The organism is Pseudideonella sakaiensis (genome assembly GCF_048320135.1).
Lineage (GTDB): Bacteria > Pseudomonadota > Gammaproteobacteria > Burkholderiales > Burkholderiaceae_C > Ideonella_A > Ideonella_A sakaiensis_A.
Map to the genome: position 1 here is coordinate 1,014,303 of NZ_CP182947.1, position 19,456 is coordinate 1,033,758.

General features: G+C 67.1%; 19 protein-coding genes. 8 read left to right on the plus strand and 11 right to left on the minus strand.

Going from position 1 to position 19,456, the window contains the following annotated elements:
* Positions 1 to 42: 42 nt before the first annotated feature.
* The 5 genes from hemW to ACNH6H_RS04455 all read right to left on the minus strand — a co-directional run bounded on the left by hemW (position 43) and on the right by ACNH6H_RS04455 (position 4,495).
* Entirely contained in the window at positions 43 to 1,239 is a 1,197-nt protein-coding gene (gene hemW / locus ACNH6H_RS04435) for a radical SAM family heme chaperone HemW (RefSeq protein WP_418321222.1), read from the minus strand.
* Between the two features lie 100 nt (positions 1,240 to 1,339).
* Positions 1,340 to 1,942 (minus strand): RdgB/HAM1 family non-canonical purine NTP pyrophosphatase, encoded by a 603-nt coding sequence (gene rdgB, locus ACNH6H_RS04440; RefSeq protein WP_418315972.1) that lies wholly within the window; start codon positions 1,940 to 1,942, stop codon positions 1,340 to 1,342.
* Positions 1,943 to 1,964: 22 nt separating this feature from the next.
* Positions 1,965 to 2,690, minus strand: coding sequence for a ribonuclease PH (rph, locus tag ACNH6H_RS04445; protein ID WP_418315974.1), 726 nt, complete (start codon positions 2,688 to 2,690; stop codon positions 1,965 to 1,967).
* A gap of 12 nt (positions 2,691 to 2,702) precedes the next feature.
* Positions 2,703 to 3,533, minus strand: a complete 831-nt coding sequence (locus ACNH6H_RS04450) for a PP2C family protein-serine/threonine phosphatase (RefSeq protein WP_418315975.1) — start codon at positions 3,531 to 3,533, stop codon at positions 2,703 to 2,705.
* On the minus strand, positions 3,533 to 4,495 hold the full coding sequence (locus ACNH6H_RS04455) for a serine/threonine protein kinase (protein WP_418315977.1): 963 nt from the start codon (positions 4,493 to 4,495) through the stop codon (positions 3,533 to 3,535). Before ACNH6H_RS04455 ends, ACNH6H_RS04450 begins: the two co-directional genes overlap by 1 nt.
* Before the next feature lie 27 nt (positions 4,496 to 4,522).
* Between ACNH6H_RS04455 and ACNH6H_RS04460 the strand changes: the two genes are divergently transcribed.
* Positions 4,523 to 5,467 (plus strand): YicC/YloC family endoribonuclease, encoded by a 945-nt coding sequence (locus ACNH6H_RS04460; protein ID WP_418315979.1) that lies wholly within the window; start codon positions 4,523 to 4,525, stop codon positions 5,465 to 5,467.
* Between the two features lie 18 nt (positions 5,468 to 5,485).
* Here ACNH6H_RS04460 and ACNH6H_RS04465 read toward each other — a convergent pair whose 3' ends face one another.
* Positions 5,486 to 6,496: a mechanosensitive ion channel family protein gene (locus tag ACNH6H_RS04465; protein ID WP_418315981.1), complete on the minus strand. Its 1,011-nt coding sequence runs from the start codon at positions 6,494 to 6,496 to the stop codon at positions 5,486 to 5,488.
* Positions 6,497 to 6,688: 192 nt separating this feature from the next.
* Here ACNH6H_RS04465 and msrA point away from each other — a divergent pair, with 192 nt between their 5' ends.
* From msrA to ACNH6H_RS04490, 5 genes are all read left to right on the plus strand, one after another.
* The gene (msrA, locus tag ACNH6H_RS04470; RefSeq protein WP_418315982.1) at positions 6,689 to 7,204 is read left to right on the plus strand and encodes a peptide-methionine (S)-S-oxide reductase MsrA; all 516 of its coding nucleotides are present in this window, start codon (positions 6,689 to 6,691) and stop codon (positions 7,202 to 7,204) included.
* A gap of 22 nt (positions 7,205 to 7,226) precedes the next feature.
* Complete coding sequence (locus ACNH6H_RS04475; RefSeq protein ID WP_418315984.1) at positions 7,227 to 7,727, plus strand: peroxiredoxin family protein; 501 nt, start codon at positions 7,227 to 7,229, stop codon at positions 7,725 to 7,727.
* Complete coding sequence (locus ACNH6H_RS04480) at positions 7,727 to 9,244, plus strand: protein adenylyltransferase SelO (RefSeq protein WP_418315986.1); 1,518 nt, start codon at positions 7,727 to 7,729, stop codon at positions 9,242 to 9,244. The genes ACNH6H_RS04475 and ACNH6H_RS04480 overlap by 1 nt, the downstream gene beginning before the upstream one ends.
* Before the next feature lie 128 nt (positions 9,245 to 9,372).
* The gene (locus ACNH6H_RS04485; protein WP_418315987.1) at positions 9,373 to 11,550 is read left to right on the plus strand and encodes a putative bifunctional diguanylate cyclase/phosphodiesterase; all 2,178 of its coding nucleotides are present in this window, start codon (positions 9,373 to 9,375) and stop codon (positions 11,548 to 11,550) included.
* 19 nt (positions 11,551 to 11,569) lie between these two features.
* Positions 11,570 to 12,352 (plus strand): alpha/beta fold hydrolase, encoded by a 783-nt coding sequence (locus tag ACNH6H_RS04490; protein WP_418315988.1) that lies wholly within the window; start codon positions 11,570 to 11,572, stop codon positions 12,350 to 12,352.
* A 30-nt stretch (positions 12,353 to 12,382) separates the two neighbouring features.
* On the opposite strand, the gene proX is transcribed toward ACNH6H_RS04490, so the two are convergent.
* From proX to proV, 3 genes are read right to left on the minus strand one after another with little or no spacing between them, the layout of a single operon-like run.
* Positions 12,383 to 13,411, minus strand: a complete 1,029-nt coding sequence (proX, locus tag ACNH6H_RS04495; RefSeq protein ID WP_418315990.1) for a glycine betaine/L-proline ABC transporter substrate-binding protein ProX — start codon at positions 13,409 to 13,411, stop codon at positions 12,383 to 12,385.
* Positions 13,412 to 13,466: 55 nt separating this feature from the next.
* Positions 13,467 to 14,675 carry a glycine betaine/L-proline ABC transporter permease ProW gene (gene proW / locus ACNH6H_RS04500; RefSeq protein WP_418315992.1) on the minus strand — a complete coding sequence of 403 codons (1,209 nt, stop codon included), beginning with the start codon at positions 14,673 to 14,675 and terminating at the stop codon, positions 13,467 to 13,469.
* 27 nt (positions 14,676 to 14,702) lie between these two features.
* On the minus strand, positions 14,703 to 15,902 hold the full coding sequence (gene proV / locus ACNH6H_RS04505) for a glycine betaine/L-proline ABC transporter ATP-binding protein ProV (protein WP_418315994.1): 1,200 nt from the start codon (positions 15,900 to 15,902) through the stop codon (positions 14,703 to 14,705).
* 392 nt (positions 15,903 to 16,294) lie between these two features.
* Between proV and ACNH6H_RS04510 the strand changes: the two genes are divergently transcribed.
* On the plus strand, positions 16,295 to 16,981 hold the full coding sequence (locus ACNH6H_RS04510; RefSeq protein WP_418315996.1) for a MarC family protein: 687 nt from the start codon (positions 16,295 to 16,297) through the stop codon (positions 16,979 to 16,981).
* 66 nt (positions 16,982 to 17,047) lie between these two features.
* Positions 17,048 to 17,383 carry a four-helix bundle copper-binding protein gene (locus tag ACNH6H_RS04515; protein WP_418315997.1) on the plus strand — a complete coding sequence of 112 codons (336 nt, stop codon included), beginning with the start codon at positions 17,048 to 17,050 and terminating at the stop codon, positions 17,381 to 17,383.
* Between the two features lie 88 nt (positions 17,384 to 17,471).
* On the opposite strand, the gene ACNH6H_RS04520 is transcribed toward ACNH6H_RS04515, so the two are convergent.
* A complete protein-coding gene (locus tag ACNH6H_RS04520) occupies positions 17,472 to 17,711 on the minus strand; it encodes a hypothetical protein (RefSeq protein WP_418315999.1) in 240 nt (79 codons plus the stop codon).
* Between the two features lie 110 nt (positions 17,712 to 17,821).
* A complete protein-coding gene (gene rpoN, locus ACNH6H_RS04525; protein ID WP_418316001.1) occupies positions 17,822 to 19,318 on the minus strand; it encodes an RNA polymerase factor sigma-54 in 1,497 nt (498 codons plus the stop codon).
* Positions 19,319 to 19,456 lie beyond the last annotated feature (138 nt).

Consider the following 19,456-nt stretch of genomic DNA (forward strand, 5'->3'; position numbering starts at 1 on the left):
GTGCAAGCCCGCCATCTTCCAGAGATCGATGCCGAAACCGGGTCAGTCGGCGGCCAGGAACAGCGCCTGCAGGTCGCTCAGCCAGTCGAAGCCGCGCACCGTCGGCCAGGCGCGCTCGAAGTCGCGCTGCAGCAGGCCGCGCTGCTCGGCCTCGTCGAGCCCCCTCGTGATCGCACCCAGAGGCAGGCCGGTGCGCTGGCTGAAATCGGCCAGTGCAAAACCGTCCTTCAGGCGCAGTGCATTGAGCATGAACTCGAACGGCAGCTCGCTGCGCGGCACCTCGTTCTCCTGCGCGATTGCCGCACCGGCTTCGGCCTGCTGCATATAGTTCAGCGGATCGCGGAAGCGCACTTGGCGGATCACCCGGTGCGCAAAGCTGAGCTTGCCGTGGGCGCCGGCGCCGATGCCGAGATAGTCGCCGAACTGCCAGTAGTTCAGGTTGTGCGCGCAGCGGTGGCCGGCGCGCGCAAATGCCGAGACCTCGTAACGCTCGAGGCCGGTTGCAGCGGTGCGCTCGGCGATCAGGTCGAGCATCTCGCAGGCCAGATCGTCGTCGGGCAAGGCGTTCGGACCGGCCGGCGGATGTTTGGCGAACAATGTATTCGGCTCGATCGTCAGGTGGTAGATCGACAGATGCGGCGGCGAAAACGACAGCGCCTGCTGCAGATCGGCCTCGAACTGCGCCAAGGTCTGCCCGGGCAGCGCATACATCAGGTCGAGGTTCCAGGTATCGAAACACTCGGCCGCCTCGGCCACCGCGGCGCGCGCCTGCGCCGCATCGTGGACGCGGCCGAGCGCACGCAGCTTGTCGTCGTCGAAACTCTGCACGCCGATCGACAGCCGATTCACTCCGGCGGCCCGGTAGCCGCGGAAACGGTCGCGCTCGAAGGTGCCGGGATTGGCCTCGAGGCTGATCTCGCAGTCCGGCTCGAGCTGCAACAGGCTGCGGATATCACCGAGCAGGCGGTCGATCGCTTCCGGTTCGAACAGGCTCGGCGTGCCGCCGCCGATGAAGACGCTGTGCACGCGCCGGCCCCAGATCAGCGGCAGCGAGGCCTCGAGGTCGACACGCAGCGCATCGAGGTAGCGCTGTTGCGGCAACGCGCTGCTGCCGCCGCTGCGCGGCCCCCACTCATGCGAGTTGAAGTCGCAGTAAGGGCATTTTTTCAGGCACCACGGCAGGTGCACATACAAGGACAACGGCGGCAAGGCCGGCAGGTTCAGCGTGCCAGGGCGCATCAGCTGCAGCAGCCGTGTCGCGGCATCGGCGGCCGGCGGCGCCGGCTGCGCGGTCGATGCCTTGCCGGCCGGCGCCTTCACCGGCCACGGCAAGGCTTGTTCAGGCACGCCAGACCTCGCGCATCAGCGCCTTCATCTGCAACGCCGCCCGGGCGCGGTGGCTGTGCAGGTTCTTGGTTTGCGGCGTCATCGAACCGACGCTGCAATCGAATTCCGGGATCCACAGCAGCGGGTCATAACCAAAACCGCCGTCGCCCTGAGCCTCGGTCAGCAGCCGGCCCGGCCAGCGGCCGATCGCGATCAGCGGTTCCGGATCGTCGGCGCTGCGCACCGCGACCAGCACGCCGACAAAACGCGCCGAGCGATCGGTCTGGCCGGCCATGTTGCGCAACAGCACGCGGTTGTTCGCGGCATCGCCGCCAGCCTCGCCGAACAGCCCCGCATAACGCGCCGACAACACACCGGGCGCGCCGCCGAGGGCGTCGACGCACAGCCCCGAATCGTCGGCCAGCGCCGGCAGGCCGGAGTGGGCGGCTGCGTGCCGCGCCTTTGCCAACGCGTTTTCGACGAAGGTCGGATGCGGCTCCTCGGCTTCGCCGATGCCGAGCTGCCCCTGGCTGACCAGTTCGACCGAGAGGTCGGCCAACAGGCTGCCGAGTTCGGTCAGCTTGTGGGCATTGTTCGAGGCAAGGACCAGTTTCATCGCAGGCTTGTCGCTTGCTGCGTCATTCGGCCAGCGCGCGGCGCTGCGCCTCGACCAGGCGGCGGATGCCGAGATCGGCCAGCGCCAGCAGCTCGCCCATCTGCTCGCGGCTGAAGGCGGCGCCTTCGGCGGTGCCCTGCACCTCGACAAATCCGCCGCTGCCGGTCATCACGACATTCATGTCGGTATCGCAGGCGGCATCCTCGACATATTCGAGGTCGAGCAGCGCTGTGCCGTCGACGATGCCGACCGACACCGCGGCCACCTCGTCGCGGATCGGCGATTCGGTCAGCAGGCCCTGGCCGAGCAGCCAGCTGACCGCATCGTGGGCAGCGACGTAGGCGCCGGTGATCGCCGCGGTGCGCGTGCCGCCATCGGCCTGCAGCACGTCGCAGTCGAGCGCAATCGTGCGCTCGCCGAGTTTGCCAAGGTCGAAGACGCAGCGCAGCGAGCGGCCGATCAGCCGCTGGATCTCCTGCGTGCGGCCGCTCTGCTTGCCGCGGGCGGCCTCGCGGTCGCCACGGGTATGGGTCGCGCGCGGCAGCATGCCGTATTCGGCGGTCACCCAGCCCTCGCCGCTGCCGCGCTTGTGCGGCGGCACCCGCTCCTCGACCGATGCGGTGCACAACACCTTGGTGTCGCCGAACGACACCAGCACCGAGCCTTCGGCATGGCGGGTATAGCGGCGCTGCAGCGTGATCGGGCGCAGCTCGTCGGCGGCACGGCCTTGCGTGCGGACAAAAGTCATCGGGAATACCTTTCAGGAAAGCGGGTGGCGCTGGGCAGATGCCAGGCCGTGGGGAATTGTCGCGTCGTCATCGAAGTCGGGCCGCGCCGGCGTGGTGTCGCCAGCGTCATCGTCGGCGGCCTCCCAGTCGACCGCAAGCGTCGTCACATTGTCGCAGCGTGCGCCGCCGTTGCGCAGCGCCAGCTGGACCAGCGTCTGCAACGCATCATCGAGTGGTCCGCGCGCCAGACCCTCGACGATCTCCTCCTCGCGAACCGTTCCCCACAACCCATCCGAACACAGCAGCAGCCGGTCGCCCGGCTGCAGTTCGACCGGCCCGCCGACGTCGATCACCGGCATGCCCGGGCTGCCCAGGCAGGTGAACAACACATTGCGATTGAAGCGCTCGCTGCGCTCGCCGACCGGCTTGGCCCGCTCGAGTTCGGCAAACGAATGGTCGCGGGTACGTTTCAGCAGCGCCTGGTTGCGCACCAGGTACAGCCGCGAATCGCCGCAATGCGCCCAGCAGGCCTGATTGCCCTGCAACACGCAGGCGACGATCGTCGTGCGCGGCGTGTCGTTCATCCCCTTGCGCTCGCCGTAGATCTGCAACTGGTGATGGCCGGCGATGATCGCTTCCTGCAGGAAGGCCTGCGGCTCGCGCAGCCGGGGCGCCGCCTCGCGCTGGAAGCGCCGCGCGATCGTCTGCAGCGCCAGCTGGGCAGCGACCTCGCCTTCCGGGTGGCCGCCCATGCCGTCGGCAACGACGAACAGGCCGCTGGCCCGCGTATAGCTGTAGCCGACCCGGTCCTCGTTTTTTTCCCGACCGCCCTTGCGGCTGATCTGGTAGACGCTGAAGCGCATCAGCTTTTCGCCGTCAGGTTCTCGACGCCGAGCTTCAGGCGCTCCGCAAAGGTCAGTTTGGTGTAGCGGCGCTCGGTCTCGCGGGCGAGTTCCTTCTGCAGCGCAAATACGCTTTGCGGCCGCGCCAGCGGATCGAGCGACATGCACCATTCGGTGACCTCGATCAGGTTGTCCGAATAGACATTGCGCAGCCGCGACAGGCTCAGCGCGAGCCGGTCCTTCTCGATGCGCTGCGGTGCGTCGTACGGCGGGTAACCCTGCATGCAGGCGTACAGGCAGGCGCCGATCGCATAGATGTCGGTCCACGGGCCGAGCGTGCCGTCGCGGCGGTACATCTCCGGCGCCGCAAAACCCGGCGTATACATCGGCCGGACAAATTCGCCTTCCTTGCTGAGCACTTCGCGCGCAGCACCGAAATCGAGCAGCACCGCCTTGTTGTCGTTGGTGATGAAGACGTTGGCCGGCTTGATGTCGAGGTGCAGCATCTTGTGCTGGTGCACGATGCGCAGGCCGCGCAGGATCTCGTCGAACAGCGATCGGATCGTCGACTCGCGGAAGATCTTGTCGCGTTTCAGGTCGCGTGCGGTGATGATGAAATCCTGCAGCGTATCGCCCTGCAGATAGTTCATCACCATGTAGACGGTTTCGTTCTCGCGGAAGAAATTGAGCACGCTGACGACGCTCGGGTGCGAGATCTGCGCCAGCGCACGGCCTTCCTCGAAGAAGCTCTTCAGGCCGAGCCGGTACAGCGGCTGCTTGTCGGGTGCGACGCGGGGCACCAGTTCGCCGGGCGAGCGCTCGGCCAGCGACGCCGGGATATATTCCTTCAGCGCGACCAGCCGGCGTTCCGGATCCTCGGCGAGGTAGACGACACCGAAACCGCCGGAAGCCAGGCGCTTGATGATGTGGTAACCCCCCACCACGGTGCCAGCCGGCAACGAGGCAGGTTTGGGCTTTGACATAATCGGATTTTGACGACGCGAGACTTCATGCCAGTCTACAGCATGACCGGCTACGCGAGCGCCAGCTCAGGCGCCGCCCAGGCCGCAGCGGAGCACCCCGACAGCAAGCCCGAATCGAGCTCCCATGCCGGCGCGCCGGCGACGTCGCTCAGCGTCGAATTGCGCTCGGTCAACGGCCGCTTTCTCGACCTCTCGTTTCGCCTGCCGGATGAATTGCGGATGCTCGAGCCGGCGCTGCGCGAGCTGATCGGCGGCGCGTTCCGGCGCGGCAAGATCGAATTGCGGCTGTCGACCCGCACCGAGTCCGAGCAGGCCTGGCCGCAGCCGCAACCGGCGCAGCTCGGCAAGCTCGCGCAGCTGCAGGATTCGGTGCTGAACTGGCTGCCGAAAGCAGCACCGCTGTCGGTCAACGAGGTGCTGCACTGGTGCAAGGGTGCGGCCGCGCAGGAGCGGCTCGACGAGACCGCGCTGGCGGTTGCCCGGCAGGCAATCGACGGGCTGAAGCAGGCGCGCCGGCGCGAGGGTGAGAAGCTGGTCGCGGTGCTGCTCGAACGCGTGCAGACGCTGCGCGATCTGGCCGACCGCGCCGAGCCGCTGGTGCCCGAGGTCGTGCAGCGCCAGCAGCAGAAATTTCTCGACCGCTGGCGCGACGCGCTGGAAACGACCGGCGCGGCGCAGACCATCCCGCAGCAGGCGCTGCAGGAGCGTGCGCTGAACGAAGCGGCGGCCTATGCGATCCGCATCGACGTTGCCGAGGAACTGGCCCGGCTGCGCGCCCACCTCGACGAGATCACCCGGCTGCTCGACGCCGGTGGCGAAGTCGGCAAGCGGCTCGATTTCCTGATCCAGGAACTGCTGCGCGAAGCCAATACGCTGGCCTCGAAGGCGGCGTCGCTCGAGCTGATCAACACCGCGGTCGAGATGAAGGTCGCGATCGAGCAGATGCGCGAGCAGGTGCAGAACCTGGAGTAGGCGCAGCCGGCGGCGCGCTCACTCCTTCGGCGCCGCCGGATCGAGCAGATCGCGCTCGCTGGTCGACGGTGGCTCCTGGTCGATCTGTTCCTGCAGATCGGTCAATGCGCGGGTATCGATGTCGTCGTCGGCCGACGGCGCAGGCGCCGGCGCTGCGGTCGCGGGCGCTGCCGGCGCCTGCTGGCGCGGCTCGGTCAGGTGCACCCGGTAGATCGGCTCCGGCATGTCCATGCCCTCGCGTTCGAGCGCCAGCTTGACCTTGCGGATCGCCTCGCTCTTGACCAGCAGAAAATCGTTGCTGCGCTGGTCGACCCAGCCGTGGAAGCGGACCTGCACGTTCGAATCGCCGAGCGCGGCGATGTAGGCGCGCGGCGGCGGCCGCTCGATCACGCCGTCGAGCCGCTTCAGTTCGTCGACACCGATGCGCTGCGCACGCACCAGGTTTTCATTGACGCCGATGCCGACGTCGAATTCGAAGCGGCGGCTCGGATTGCGGGTGTAGTTCAGCGTGACGCTGCGAAACACCATCGCATTCGGCAGCCGCAGGTGATTGCCGTCGAGCGTCATCAATATCGTCGCGCGCGAGGTCATCGAGATGACCAGCCCCTCGTTGCCGTCGATCACGACATGGTCGCGCGGCGCAAACGGCTGGCGCAGGCTCATCAGGATGCCGGCAAGGTAGTTCTCCAGCGTGTCCTTGAACGCGAAGCCGAGCGCAATGCCGAGCACGCCGGCGGTGCCAAGCACCGCGCCGACCAGCGCCGTTGCGTCCATCACCTGCAACGCGACCAGGATCGCGGCACCGGTCACCAGCCAGCGCACCGTGGTCCGCGCCAGATCGCGCAGGAAAGGATTGCGGCTGTCGATGCGCTCGAATACCGCATGGCGCGACAACCAGCGGGCGAGCAGCCAGCCGACCCAGACCAGCAGCAGCGCCATCAGCAGCAGTGGCAGCGCGGCCAGCAACCGGTAGAACTCGCCGACCAGCCGCTGCAGCGCGAATTCGATGTCGAAGCCGGGTGGTGCCATCGATCAGCTCAAGCGCAGGGATTGCTTGTCGTCATGTCGGCCAAGTCTAGGCGATGCCCGGCCCGCGGCCGATCATTCACGGCCATCACGGCAAACCCCTGCTGGCACCGGTGATGCCGGCCGGCGGGTAGGATGGCTTGCCATCGGTGGCGGCGCGCCCGCTGCCTTCTTGCCTTCAGCGGAGACAGATTGATGACGACACCCGAAACCGCGATCCTGGCCGGCGGCTGCTTCTGGGGCATGCAGGACCTGGTTCGCAAGATGCCCGGCGTGATGTCGACCCGGGTCGGTTACAGCGGCGGCGACGTGCCGAATGCAACCTACCGCAACCACGGCAGCCATGCTGAAGCGCTCGAGGTCGTGTTCGACCCGGCGCAGCTGAGCTACCGCGAGCTGCTCGAGTTCTTCTTCCAGATCCACGACCCGACGACGCCGAACCGGCAGGGCAACGACCTCGGTCCGTCCTACCGTTCGGCGATCTATTACCTGTCGCCCGAGCAGCAGCAAATGGCCCTCGAGACGATTGCCGACGTCGAGGCGTCCGGGCTGTGGCCGGGCAAGGTGGTCACCGAAGTGCAGCCAGCCGGCCCGTTCTGGCAGGCCGAGCCGGAGCACCAGGACTATCTGGAACGTCATCCGAACGGCTATACCTGTCATTACCCGCGCGCCGGCTGGAAGCTGCCGGCTCGGGCCAGGGCGGGTGCCTGAGCACGCAGTGGCGGATGCGGCGGTGAACGTCGAGCGCGGCGCCCGCATCGCACCGGAGTTGCGCGTCGCGCAGTGGATCGACGCCGACGGCCGGCTGCGGCCGCCGTTGCAGCTGGCCGAACTCGGCGCCGGCTTCAAGATGCTGTTCTGCTTCCAGCATGCCTGCCCCGGCTGCCACAGTGTCGGCTTCCCGACCTTGCGAAGGCTCGTTGATGCGCTGTCCGGCAGGGGTTTTGCCTTTGCCGCGGTGCAGACGGTATTTGAAGAAGCCGAGCTGAATACCGCCGACCGGCTGCGCGATGCACAACTGCGTTACGGGCTGGCGATTCCGTTCGGCCATGATCCGGCCGGCGACCGGGGCCCATCCAGCATGATGTGCGACTACCAGACCGGCGGCACGCCGTGGTTCATCGTGATCGACCCGTCCGGCCACCTCGTCTTCAGCGATTTCAGCCTCGATGCGGACCGGTTGATCGATTCCTTTGCCCGCTTCAGTGCCGATAACGGCACAACCCCGACCTGATGTCCACCACCGACAGCCCCGCCGAACAGGCCGCCGAGCCGCGATTTGCCTTCGACAACAGCTACGCCCGCGCGCTCGACGGCTTCTATGTGCCGTGGCAGCCCCGCCCGGCGCCCGCGCCGCGGCTGTTGCGGCTGAACCGCGAGCTCGCCGACGAACTCGGACTCGATGCCGAGGCACTGGCCGGCCCGCATGGCCTGGCCATGCTGTCGGGCCAGCGGGTGCCCGATGGCGCCGAGCCGCTCGCGCAGGCCTATGCCGGGCACCAGTTCGGCGGCTATTCGCCGCAGCTCGGCGACGGCCGCGCGTTGCTGCTCGGCGAGCTGATCGACCGCAACGGCAGGCGCCGCGACATCGCCTTCAAGGGCTCGGGCCGCACGCCGTTTTCGCGTGGCGGCGACGGCAAGGCGGTGCTCGGCCCGGTGCTGCGCGAATACCTGATCGGCGAGGCGATGCAGGCCTTCGGCATTCCGACCACCCGCGCGCTGGCGGCGCTGGCGACCGGCGAGACGGTGATGCGCGATGCGCCGCTGCCGGGCGCCTTGCTGGTGCGGGTGGCCGCCAGCCACCTGAGGGTCGGCACCTTCCAGTTTGTTGCCGCCCAGCGCGACCCCGACGCCATCCGCCGGCTCGCCGACTACAGCATCAACCGCCACTATCCTGACTTGGCCGACGCCGATGACCGCTATCTCGCACTGCTGCGCGCGGTCAGCGAGCGCCAGGCCGCGCTGATCGCGCAGTGGATGGGCGTCGGTTTCATCCACGGCGTGATGAATACCGACAACATGACGATTTCCGGCGAAACCATCGACTATGGCCCTTGCGCCTTCCTCGAGGCCTACGATCCGCAGACGGTTTTCAGCTCGATCGATGCGCAAGGCCGTTATGCCTTCGGCAACCAGCCGGCCATCGCGCAGTGGAATCTGGCCCGCTTCGCCGAGACCCTGCTCGCGCTGATCGACGACTCGGCCGATCGTGCCGTCGAACGGGCCAGCGAGGTCGTCAATGCCTTTCCGGCCCATTATCAGCAGCAGGCGCTGGCAGTGATGCGGGCCAAACTCGGTCTCGACGACGGCGCCGATGCGGCTGCCGACCAGTCGCTGGCCGAAGACTTTCTCGGCCTGCTGCAGCGCCGCGACGTCGATTTCACGCTCGCCTTCCGCCGCCTCGGCGATGCCGCCGCCGGGAACGATGCGCCACTGACGGCGCTGTTTCCCGCCGCCGACAGTGCACCGGCCGACTGGCTGGCACGCTGGCGGCAGCGCTCGGCGGCGGCCGGCATCGACGGGGACGAACAGGCCGCCGCAATGGCCCGCGTCAACCCGATCTACATCCCGCGCAACCACCTGGTCGAAGCGGCGCTGAGCGCGGCCGTGGCCGACGACGACCTGGCGCCGTTCGAGCGGCTGCTCGCCGTCGCGCGGCGGCCCTTTGACGAGCGCGATGCCGACGCCGCGTTCGCCGAGCCGGCCGCGCCGGAGCAGACCGCCGGTTACCGGACCTTCTGCGGCACCTAGTCAGCCCTGCGGCTCAAGCCGGCGCGCGGCTTGCCGATGTAGCAGGAGCGACCAGGCAGCGAGGCCTTGTCGTGGGAGTGTTGCGTGGCCGGAAAGCCGGCGCAGCGCCATCTTTCCCAAGGCAATCCATGACACCCAGTCGCAAGCAGTTGTTCCAATGGCGCGCATCCAGGCTGTGGCTGCGGCTGCTGCTCGGCTTCGGCAGCCTGGTCGGCCTGATGCTGGTCGTCGTCGCGATCGCCGTCACGCAATTCCGCTCGCTGGCACTGCAGTCGGAGCAACTCGCACGCACCGACCTGCAACGCATGCTCGCGGTGCAGCAGATCGACCAGCATGCACAGGGCCACGGCAGCTCGATGGCCCGCTTGCTGACCGCGTCGCGGTCCGAGCGGGAGACCATCTACCCGGAAGTCGACGCCGAATATGCGGCGGTCGAGCAGCTGATCGGCAGCCTCGCGGCACAGACCTTCGACCCGACATCGAGCGATCGGCTGCGCCAGGTCGCGGACCGGCGCAATGCCTACCGCAGCGCCTTCATCGAGGTCGGCGAGGCACTGGAAACCGGCGACGCCGAATCGGCACGCAAGCTTTTCAACCGCAATGGCCAGCCGGCGCTGAAAGCGCTGATGGAAGCTGCGAACGCGCTGCTGATCCACGAGCAGGCAGCGATGCAGCGGCGCCAGGTCGAGGTGCAGGCGCAGATCCGGCAGTCGGAATGGCTGCTCGCGGCGCTGGCGGCCGGCGCGGTCTGGCTGGCCGCCATGGTCGGATGGCGCATCACGCGCAGCGTCGTGCGGCCGCTGCAGCGGATCGAGGCTGCGGCAAACCAGATTGCCGACGGCAACTACAACGTGCAGTTCCGCGTCCGCTCCGGCGACGAACTCGACAAGGTCGCGGCGGCGATCAATGCGATGTCGGCCGCGGTGGCGGCGCGCGAGGCCCGGATCGAGGAGCTGGCGTTCACCGAGAGCCGTACCGGGCTGCCGAACCGGACCCGTCTGCGCCAGCTGTTCGACGGCGACAACCCGCGCCGCCTGTCGGTGCTGCTGATGGACGTCGCCCGGCTGCGCAATGTCAACGAGATCCTCGGCTTCGAAACCGGTGACGCGCTGATGGCCGACATTGCGGTCCGGCTGCGCCTGGTCGTGATGCCGTCGACCGGTGCGCCGCCGGCGCGGGTACTGGCCGCACTTGGCGGTGGCGTCTTCGCGGTCGTCTGCACCGGGCACGACCGCGCAGCGATCGACCAACTGCGCCAGCAGGTCGACGTCGCGATGGCTGCGCCGTTCGACTGCAAGGGCCACCAGGTCGACGTGCAGCTGAGTTTCGGCATGGCCGACTGTCCGTCGGCACATGTCGATGTCGACGTCGTGCTGCGCCACGCGGAAACGGCGCTTGGCCAGGCGAAGGAAAGCAAGCTGCCATGGGCATGGCACGTGCCGGTCGACGAGCCGACCCGTGCCCGCCAGCTCGGTCTGCTGTCCGACCTGCGCGCCGCCGCCGCCGACGGCCAACTCGAGATGTGGCTGCAGCCGAAGCAGTGCCTGCGCACCGGCCGCACCTGCGGCATGGAAGCACTGGTGCGCTGGCACCATCCGGAACGCGGCTATGTCTCGCCAGCCGAATTCGTACCGTTTGCCGAACGCACCGGCAACCTGCCGGTCATCACCCACGCGATGATCGACGCCGCGCTTGCCTGCCTCGGTCATTGGCATGGCGCGCTGCCGGAGCTGACGATCTCGGTCAATGTCGGCACCCGCGATGTGCACGACATTGCGCTGGTTCACCTGATCGAGCGCCTCGCGCAGCAGCATGCGGCTCCGGTCGACCGGTTGTGCCTTGAGATCACCGAAAGCAGCGTGATGGAGGATGCCGACAGCGTGCTGCCGGTGCTGCATGCGCTGCGCGGCGTCGGTGTGCGCCTGTCGATCGACGATTTCGGCACCGGCTATTCATCACTGGCCTATCTGCAGCGGCTGCCGGTGTCCGAACTGAAGATCGACCGCAGCTTCATTGCCGATGCCGATCTGAAGGCCGATGCGCGAACGCTGCTGAAGACAATCGTCGACCTTGGCCACAGCCTGCAGATGCACGTCACCGCTGAAGGCATCGAGCGCAGCGAGGAGCTCGCGCTGGTGGCCGAACTCGGTTGCGATCTCGCCCAGGGCTATCTGATCGGCCGGCCAATGGCGCCAGCCGTTGCCGAGCGCTTCTTCGAGGCACTGGCGGCAGCAACGCCAGCGCAGGGCCAGCGACGCTCGACTCGGCCACCCAACCTGCTGGTCGTCGACGCGCTTGCCGGATGAAGCGGCGGTAGACTGGCGCATGGCCCTGGAACTGAACTGCGAATCGACCGGCAACGGCCCGCCACTGCTGCTGCTGCACGGCCTGTTCGGCTCGGCGACCAACTGGCGCGGCATCGCGAAGGCATTGGCCGACAGCCACGAGGTGTTTGCACTCGATCTGCGCAACCACGGCGCGTCGCCGTGGGCGGATTCAATGGACTACGACGACCTCGCCGACGACGTGTTTGCGTTCATCACGTCGCGCAAGCTGGCGCCGGCAGCGGTGCTCGGCCACAGCATGGGCGGCAAGGCCGCGATGGCGCTGGCGCTGCGCCATCCTGACGCGGTCGGGCGGCTGATCGTCGCCGACATTGCGCCGGTTGCGTACAAGGATTCGCTGACGCCTTATGCCGAGGCGATGCGCGGCATCGACGTGATGGCTGCGGCGAGTCGAACCGAGGTGCAGCGGCGCCTGCAGGAACGCCTGCCCGACCCGTCGGTCGCCGGCTTCCTGGCGCAGAACCTGGTCAGCCGCAACGACCATTTCGACTGGCGGATCAACCTTGCGGTGATCATCGCCGAGATGCACAAGCTGAGCGGCTTCCCGGCTGCGCTGCGCGAACTGCGCTACGAGAACCCGGTCACGGTGATTGCCGGCGCGCGCTCATCCTATGTCGAGCACCACGACGGGCGCGATTTCGCGCCGATGTTCAGCGATGTCACGGTCGAGGTGATCGACGAGGCCGGCCACTGGTTGCATGCCGACCGGCCGCAGCAGTTCGTCGCGATCGTGCGTCGCGCGCTCGCTGGCGAGGCGCGCTGAAAAGGGCGGGCAGCAGCCCGCCCTCTGACCTCAGTTGGCCGCGCCCTTGGCAGCGGCGCGAGCGGCCTTCAGCCAGCCATCGTAGACCTTGCGGTGGCCGTCGATCCAGGCCTGCACGTGGCGCTGGATATCGGCTTCGTCCTTCTCGCCATCACGCATGCGCAGGTTCTGCGCGCTGATGTCGTTGGCGCTGAGCTTCATCACCTCGAACAGCTTGGCCGCTGCCGGATTCGCCTTCGCGAAGGCCTTGTTCGCGACGATGCGCTGGTTGTTGGCCTGGAAGCCGTAGTCCGAGCCGTTCGGCAGCTTGGTGCTGACATCCTTGCGCTCGCCCGGCAGCGACGAAAACGGCACCTGCAGCCAGACGACATCCTTGTTCGGCACCAGCACGCCGCTGACCCAGTAAGGGGTCCATGTGTAGTACAGCACCGGCTCGCCGGCCTTCGCGCGGGTGATCGTGTCGGCAATGATCGCCGCATACGAACCCTGCTTGTGGGTCACCGTGTCGCGCAGCTTGTAGGCATCGAGGTGATGCTCGATCACCTTCTCGCAGCCCCAGCCCGGGTTGCAACCAGCCAGATCGGCCTTGCCGTCACCGTCGGTATCGAAGATCTTCGCGATCTTCGGGTCGCTCAACTGGCTGATCTTCGTGATCTTGTACTGGTCGGCGGTTTTCTTGTCGATCAGATAGCCCTGCAGTGCGCCGGGCGAGTAGATGCCCTTTCGGTACAGCTTCGCGTCACCGCCGGCCTTCTTGTAGAAATCGATGTGCAACGGATCCCAATGGTCGGCCATGAAGGTGGCGTCGCCATTGCCCAGCGCGACGTGGCCGGCGGCATATTCGATTTCCTTGATCGGCTTGACGTCGTAGCCGAGGTCCTTCAGGCCGCGCATCACCAGTTCGGTCTGGAAGGTCTCTTCGGCAATCGAGCTCTTGATCGGCTGGACCTCGACGCCGGCGCCCGGCTTGCTGGCGTTCGCGGCATGCGCGGTGCTCGAGATCAGCAGCGCTGCACCAAGCGCCAAAACGCGGACGGAAAATTGATTCGTTGACTTCATCGTGTCGACTTCCTTTGTGAACAAACTTGGAAAAAAAGCGTGAGAGATTGCTGTGTCAGTTGCCCGGGGCCGCGGCCGAGGCGGTGCGGCCGACCGGGGCGGCTCCGCCCGCAGACGCTGCCGACTCGGCCGATGGCGCACGCAGCCGGCGCAGCAGCCCGACCGGGCCGCGGTCCGACCACTTGCGAGCGCCACCTCGCTGTCCCGGATTGCGGGTCCGGCCCATCGCCTGGGTCATGCGGTCGAGAACGATCGCCATCAGCACGATGCCGACGCCGCCGACCGTCGCCAGCCCCATGTCGAGCCGGCCGATGCCGCGCAATACCATCTGGCCGAGGCCGCCGACCGCGATCATCGACGCGATCACGACCATCGACAGCGACAACATCAGCGTCTGGTTGACGCCGGCCATGATCGTCGGCAATGCCAGCGGCAGCTGCACCTTGGTCAGCAACTGCCACGGCGATGCACCGAACGAACGCGAGGCCTCGACGAGGTCCGGCCGCACCTGGCGGATGCCGAGGTTGGTCAGGCGGATCAGCGGCGGCAGCGCAAAAACGATCGTCACGACGACACCCGGCACATTGCCGATGCCGAACAGCATCACGACCGGCACCAGGTACACAAATGCCGGCGTCGTCTGCATCGCATCGAGCAGCGGACGCACCGCGGCATTCAGCCGGTCGTTGCGCGCAACCGCGATGCCCAGCGGCAGCCCGATCAGCAGACAGAAAAATACCGATGTCAGCACCAGCGCCAGCGTGACCATCGCCTCGGCCCATGCGCCGATCAGTCCGATCACGAGGAACGAGACGAAGGTGCCGATGCCGAGCGTTCGGCCGCTGGCCTGCCAGGCAAGCAACGCGAGCAGCAGCAGCATCAGTGGCGCGGGCACCGCGAGCAGCGCCGCCTCGATGCTGCCGAGGGTGCTGTCGATCGGCACACGCACCGCCTGGAAAGCCGGCCGCGCATGTTCGACGACCCAGGCCAGGCCATCGTCGACCCAGATGTTCAGCGGGATCACCGCATCATCGAAGGGCTGCAGCCAGTTCACGCCGGTCGGCTCCGGCGGTGCCGGTGCTGCATTGCTGAGCCAGTCGCTGCCGGCAGGCTGAGCCGGCGCTGCATCAGCGGCCGCCGGTGCGGTGGTCGCCGCGCCCCACGGGTCGGCGGCAGGCGCAGCCGGAGCGGCCTCGGTGGCAGCCCAGGGGTTGGCGGGTGCCGCGGCACTGGCCGCAGCGGTCGAAGTCGGGATCGGGTCCATCGAGAAATCCTGTCGTTGAAGGCTGGGTCAGGCCGCACTGCGCTGCTCGAGAAATTCGAGCAGCGTGTTCTTCGTGATCGAGCCGCGGTAACGGCCGGCGTCGTCGACCACCGGCAGGCCGTGCGGATGCGCGGCCAGCGGGCCGTACAGATTGGTGATCGGCGTGTCGACGGTGATCGGCTCGACGCCGCCGATGAAGGCGTTGCGCAGCTTCGGGTCGACATTGCCCTGCAGTTCGGCCTGCAGTGTGTCGATCGAGACGACGCCCATGAAGGCCTGTTCCGGGCTGACGACATAACCGAATTCACGCTGGTGCTGGCGCAGCCGCTGCAGTGCCGAACGCACACCCATGCCCTGGTGGTCGATGATCGACACCTGCGACTTGCGCGCCAGATCGGCGGCCGAGAAGACGTTGGTGACGTCGACGTTCTTGAAGAACGAGCGGACGTACGGCGTTGCCGGGTTCTTGATGATGTCTTCGGGCGTGCCGACCTGCACGACGTTGCCGCCTTCCATGATCGCGATGCGATCGCCGATGCGGATCGCCTCGTCGAGGTCGTGCGAGATGAAGATGATCGTGCGCCGGTCCTTGCGCTGCAGCTTGACCAGTTCGTCCTGCATCTCGGTGCGGATCAGCGGATCGAGCGCCGAGAAGGCCTCGTCCATCAGCAGCACCGACGGGTTGTTCGCCAATGCCCGCGCCAGCCCGACACGCTGCTGCATGCCACCCGACAACTCGTCCGGATAACTGCGCGCCCAGGCCGCGAGACCGACCTGCTCGAGTGCCGCCATCGCGCTGGCCTCGCGCTCGCGGGTCGGCTCGCCGGCCAGTTCGAGGCCGAAACCGGCGTTCTGCAGCACCGTCAGGTGCGGCATCAACGCAAACGACTGGAACACCATGCTGATGTGGCGGCGCCGCAGTTCGCGCAATTCCTTTGCCGACATCGCGGCGATGTCGGCACCGTCGAACAGCACGTGGCCGGCGGTTGGCTCGATCAGCCGGTTCAGCAATCGCACCAGCGTCGATTTGCCGGAACCGGACAAGCCCATCACGACAAAGATCTCGCCTTCTTGGACGGTGAAGCTGGCATCGTTGACGCCGATTGTCTGCCCGGTGCGTTCGAAGATCGCGTCCTTGTCCAGGCCTTCGCGCACCAGCCGCATTGCTTCATCAGGCTTGCTGCCGAATACTTTGTAGAGGTTCTTGACGATCAAGCGGTCGGACATGAGAAGCCTGTTGATGAAGAAACCCGCCGCCGCTGCTGCAATGCAGGCGGAACGGGGCTTCTTGTTGTTGGTGCGGGACAGAGGTCACCGCCGCTGAAAGGCGTCGGGCGACATTGGCCGGACGCACGCATTGATCAAGCTCTGATCAGGGCCACCGGCAGCCAAGGGCCGCAGCAGGGTGGGGTCTCGCAAAGCAGCAAGACAATTTGTACAAATTCAATTATAACCCGAGGCTGCGGTGCTCGCAAATTCAAGCTGCCGGGCGATTGCTTGCGCGCGGCGTCGGTTCGCGTGATGCGGCCACGCTCGATGGCGTCCGCGTTGCCTCAGCGCGTTGCCTTAGGATCGGGCAAGCCTATCTGCCCGCCTGACGGTCCCACGCCCGCCTCCCCATGCCCCCGATCGATCTCGCATCGCTTGCCTTCGCCTTCGGCAAAAGTTTCCTGTTCGTGCTGGCGGCGCTGTTGCCGATCCTCAATCCGGCCGCAACCGCGCCGATCTTTCTGAGCCTGACCGAAGGGGCGTCGAGCCTGACCCGCGCGGTGCTGGCACGGCGCATCGCCCGCAACATGGTGCTGCTGATGGTCGGCGCGATGCTGGTTGGGTCTTATGTGCTCGACATCTTCGGCATCTCGCTGCCGATCGTGCGCGTGGGTGGTGGGCTGCTGCTGGCGGCCAATGCCTGGCGGCTGCTCAATACCAGCCATTCGACCAACGACAGCCGGCAGGCACTGGCCGAGCGCTTCACGCCGGAACACGCGCGCAACCAGGCCTTTTATCCGTTGACCTTTCCGATCAGCTGCGGGCCGGCATCAATTGCCGCTGCGATCACCGTCGGCGTCACGCTGCACGATGTGCGCGTGCCGCTGTCGCTGGCACGAATTGGCGGCGGCGTCGTCGCACTGGCGGTGATCGGCGGCGTGATGTATCTCGCCTTCCGTTATGCGCTGCAGTTGCTGAAGCCGCTCGGCGAAAGCGGCCTCGTCGTCTTTCTGCGGATGACCGCCTTCATCCTGTTGTGCCTGGGCGTGCAGATCATCTGGGACGGTGTGCGCGAACTGCTGCTGAGCATCCAGTAGCCGCGTTGCGGGAACGGCCCTTGCCCTTTTCGGTCATACGCACGTCCACGACGAAAGGAGATGCCGATGTCACACCAGATTTATGCCGCCTGCATCGAGGCGTGCAACCGCTGTGCCGACGCCTGCGACCATTGCGCCGCAGCCTGTCTTCAGGAGCCCGATGTCAAGATGATGGCCCGCTGCATTGCGCTGGACATGGATTGCGCGGCGCTGTGCCGCCTTGCGCCCGCATTGATGGCCCGCGGCAGCGCCCATGCAGCGGCGCTTTGCCGGCTGTGTGCCGACGCCTGCGACGCCTGCGGCGAGGAATGCGGCAAACACGAGGCCGAACATTGTCAGCGTTGCGCCGAAGCCTGCCGCCAATGCGCGAAGGAATGCCGCGAGATGGCCGGCGCGGAATAACAAGCTTTGCCGGCCGTGCCGGCAATCAAAAAGCGCCGGCCACCCATGCGGACGGCCGGCGCTCACGGGGCATCAGCCCCGCCTTGGCTCAATGCTGTTCGCTCCGGTTCGATGCATTGGCGCCAGGAACGGTCGGGTCTTCACCCTTGGCATGGCTGCGGCCTTTTTCTTCGGCCTGCTCGAGCTCGCGTTTCTGCTGCTCGGACTCCGGCGCGGCCTTCTTGGCGGCCTCGTCGACCTTGCCCGATTGCACGAACTGCTGCTGTGACTGGTCGTAGCGGCGAGCGGCCTCGACGTTGCCTTCGCCCTGGTTCTTGTCCTGACTCATCGCGTTCTCCTGAGGATGTCTGGTGCAGTCATCTGACCATGTCCTGCCGTCAACCGAGGTAGGAAAACATCGCATTGTCCGGTCCGCCGCTGTCCGGCCTGCAGCGGTTGTCAGGCGTGGCAGCGCCGCTCGATCGGTTCGATGCGCAGGATCTGGCGGTATTTGGTCACCGTGCGCCGTGCGACGACGAGGCCCTGGGCGGCCAGCCGCCGGGTGATCTCGGCATCCGACAGCGGCGAACCCGGCGGCTCGGCAGCGATCATCTCGCCGATCAGACCGCGAATCGCGGTGCCGGAACAGGCACTGCCGTTGGCGCTGCGCAGCACCCGCGAAAAAAAGAACTTCAGCTCGAACACGCCGTTCGGCGTTGCGATGTATTTGTTGTTGCTGACACGCGAGACGGTTGACTCATGGATGCCGAGTTCGTCGGCGATGTCCCGCAGGCACAGCGGCTTCATCGCCATCGTGCCGAACTCGAGAAAGTTGCGCTGCCGGCGCACGATCGCCGCGGCGACCTCGAGCACGGTCGAGAAACGCTGCTCGATGTTGCGCAGCGTCCAGTGCGCATCCTGCAGCAGGCCGGCCATCTCGCGGTGGCCGTCTGCGCGGTGGCGGACAAACCAGTCGGCATAGGTGTGATTCAGGCGCAGCCGCGGCACGACCGCCGGGTTCAGCCGCACCTGCCAGATGCCGCGCTCACGGCGGGCGATGACGTCCGGCACCACGTAGGCGATGCGCGCCGAGCCGAAGCGCGATCCGGGGCGCGGGTCGAACTGGCGGATGCGCTCGCAGACCGCGTCGACTTCGGCGCGGGATGCGCCGAGGCAGCGCGCCAGTCCGGCGCTGTCGCGCCTTGCCAGCATCTCGAGGTGGCCGCTGATGATGGCCTGTGCCAGCTCGCGTGGCCGGCCATCGGCCAGTGCCGGCAGTTGCAGCAGCAGGCACTCGGCGACATCGCGGGCGCCGACACCCGCCGGCTCGAGCGCCTGCACCTGGCACAGTGCGGTTTCGAGTTCGGCGACGCTGGCCGGCGGATCGAGCGCAACGACATCGACCAGTTCAGCCAGCGGCGAGCGCAGATAACCGTCGTCATCAAGCGATTCGACGATTGCCGCGGCGAGCATCCGCTCGCGCGTGGACAAGCGCAGCAGCGCGATCTGCTCGAGCAGTTGGCGCGCCAGCGTCGGCTCATCGGAGATCCCGTCGAGCATTGCCGAGAGATCGCCGAGACCACCCACCGAAGCGATGCCGTCGCCGTCACGGCGCCGCTCGAAATACGCTTCCGCACCCGCCGCATCGTCGGCAGGGCCGGCTGCGTCGAGCGACGACACGCCGTCGTCGCTGATGTCGGCTGCGCTGTCGCGATCGGGCGGGGGATCGAGGTCGTCGCTTTCGAGAAAGGGATTGCGGCCCGACGCATCGCGCACCGCGGCAGCAAAATCGAGCGACGACATCTGCAGCAGGCGCACCGCATGTTGCAGCCGAGGCGACGCTCCCTGCGCCTGGCGCTGTTCGGCGGCATAACGGATCTCGAACGCGGCCACATCCGTCCCCCAGTTGTTGAACCCGGTCAGGCCGAGGCCTGAGGCAGCGGGTCTTGCAAGCACCGTGCCGGTGCGGCGCAGCCTTGGCGCAGGCTGCAGCAACCGCTCTGGGCTGCGCTTGATGGACCGGAATCCGGTCGCAATTGCAGCAATTCGTACCGGCCGCCTATGTGGCAGCCGATCAGCGGCGCTGCCGCCATT

Coding starts and splice junctions, on each gene's coding strand:
- hemW (WP_418321222.1), bottom strand. CDS start 1,239: ATGCGCCCTGGCACGCTGAACCTGCCGGCCTTGCCGCCGTTGTCCTTG.
- rdgB (WP_418315972.1), bottom strand. CDS start 1,942: ATGAAACTGGTCCTTGCCTCGAACAATGCCCACAAGCTGACCGAACTC.
- rph (WP_418315974.1), bottom strand. CDS start 2,690: ATGACTTTTGTCCGCACGCAAGGCCGTGCCGCCGACGAGCTGCGCCCG.
- ACNH6H_RS04450 (WP_418315975.1), bottom strand. CDS start 3,533: ATGCGCTTCAGCGTCTACCAGATCAGCCGCAAGGGCGGTCGGGAAAAA.
- ACNH6H_RS04455 (WP_418315977.1), bottom strand. CDS start 4,495: ATGTCAAAGCCCAAACCTGCCTCGTTGCCGGCTGGCACCGTGGTGGGG.
- ACNH6H_RS04460 (WP_418315979.1), top strand. CDS start 4,523: ATGCCAGTCTACAGCATGACCGGCTACGCGAGCGCCAGCTCAGGCGCC.
- ACNH6H_RS04465 (WP_418315981.1), bottom strand. CDS start 6,496: ATGGCACCACCCGGCTTCGACATCGAATTCGCGCTGCAGCGGCTGGTC.
- msrA (WP_418315982.1), top strand. CDS start 6,689: ATGACGACACCCGAAACCGCGATCCTGGCCGGCGGCTGCTTCTGGGGC.
- ACNH6H_RS04480 (WP_418315986.1), top strand. CDS start 7,727: ATGTCCACCACCGACAGCCCCGCCGAACAGGCCGCCGAGCCGCGATTT.
- ACNH6H_RS04485 (WP_418315987.1), top strand. CDS start 9,373: ATGACACCCAGTCGCAAGCAGTTGTTCCAATGGCGCGCATCCAGGCTG.
- ACNH6H_RS04490 (WP_418315988.1), top strand. CDS start 11,570: ATGGCCCTGGAACTGAACTGCGAATCGACCGGCAACGGCCCGCCACTG.
- proX (WP_418315990.1), bottom strand. CDS start 13,411: ATGAAGTCAACGAATCAATTTTCCGTCCGCGTTTTGGCGCTTGGTGCA.
- proW (WP_418315992.1), bottom strand. CDS start 14,675: ATGGACCCGATCCCGACTTCGACCGCTGCGGCCAGTGCCGCGGCACCC.
- proV (WP_418315994.1), bottom strand. CDS start 15,902: ATGTCCGACCGCTTGATCGTCAAGAACCTCTACAAAGTATTCGGCAGC.
- ACNH6H_RS04510 (WP_418315996.1), top strand. CDS start 16,295: ATGCCCCCGATCGATCTCGCATCGCTTGCCTTCGCCTTCGGCAAAAGT.
- ACNH6H_RS04515 (WP_418315997.1), top strand. CDS start 17,048: ATGTCACACCAGATTTATGCCGCCTGCATCGAGGCGTGCAACCGCTGT.
- ACNH6H_RS04520 (WP_418315999.1), bottom strand. CDS start 17,711: ATGAGTCAGGACAAGAACCAGGGCGAAGGCAACGTCGAGGCCGCTCGC.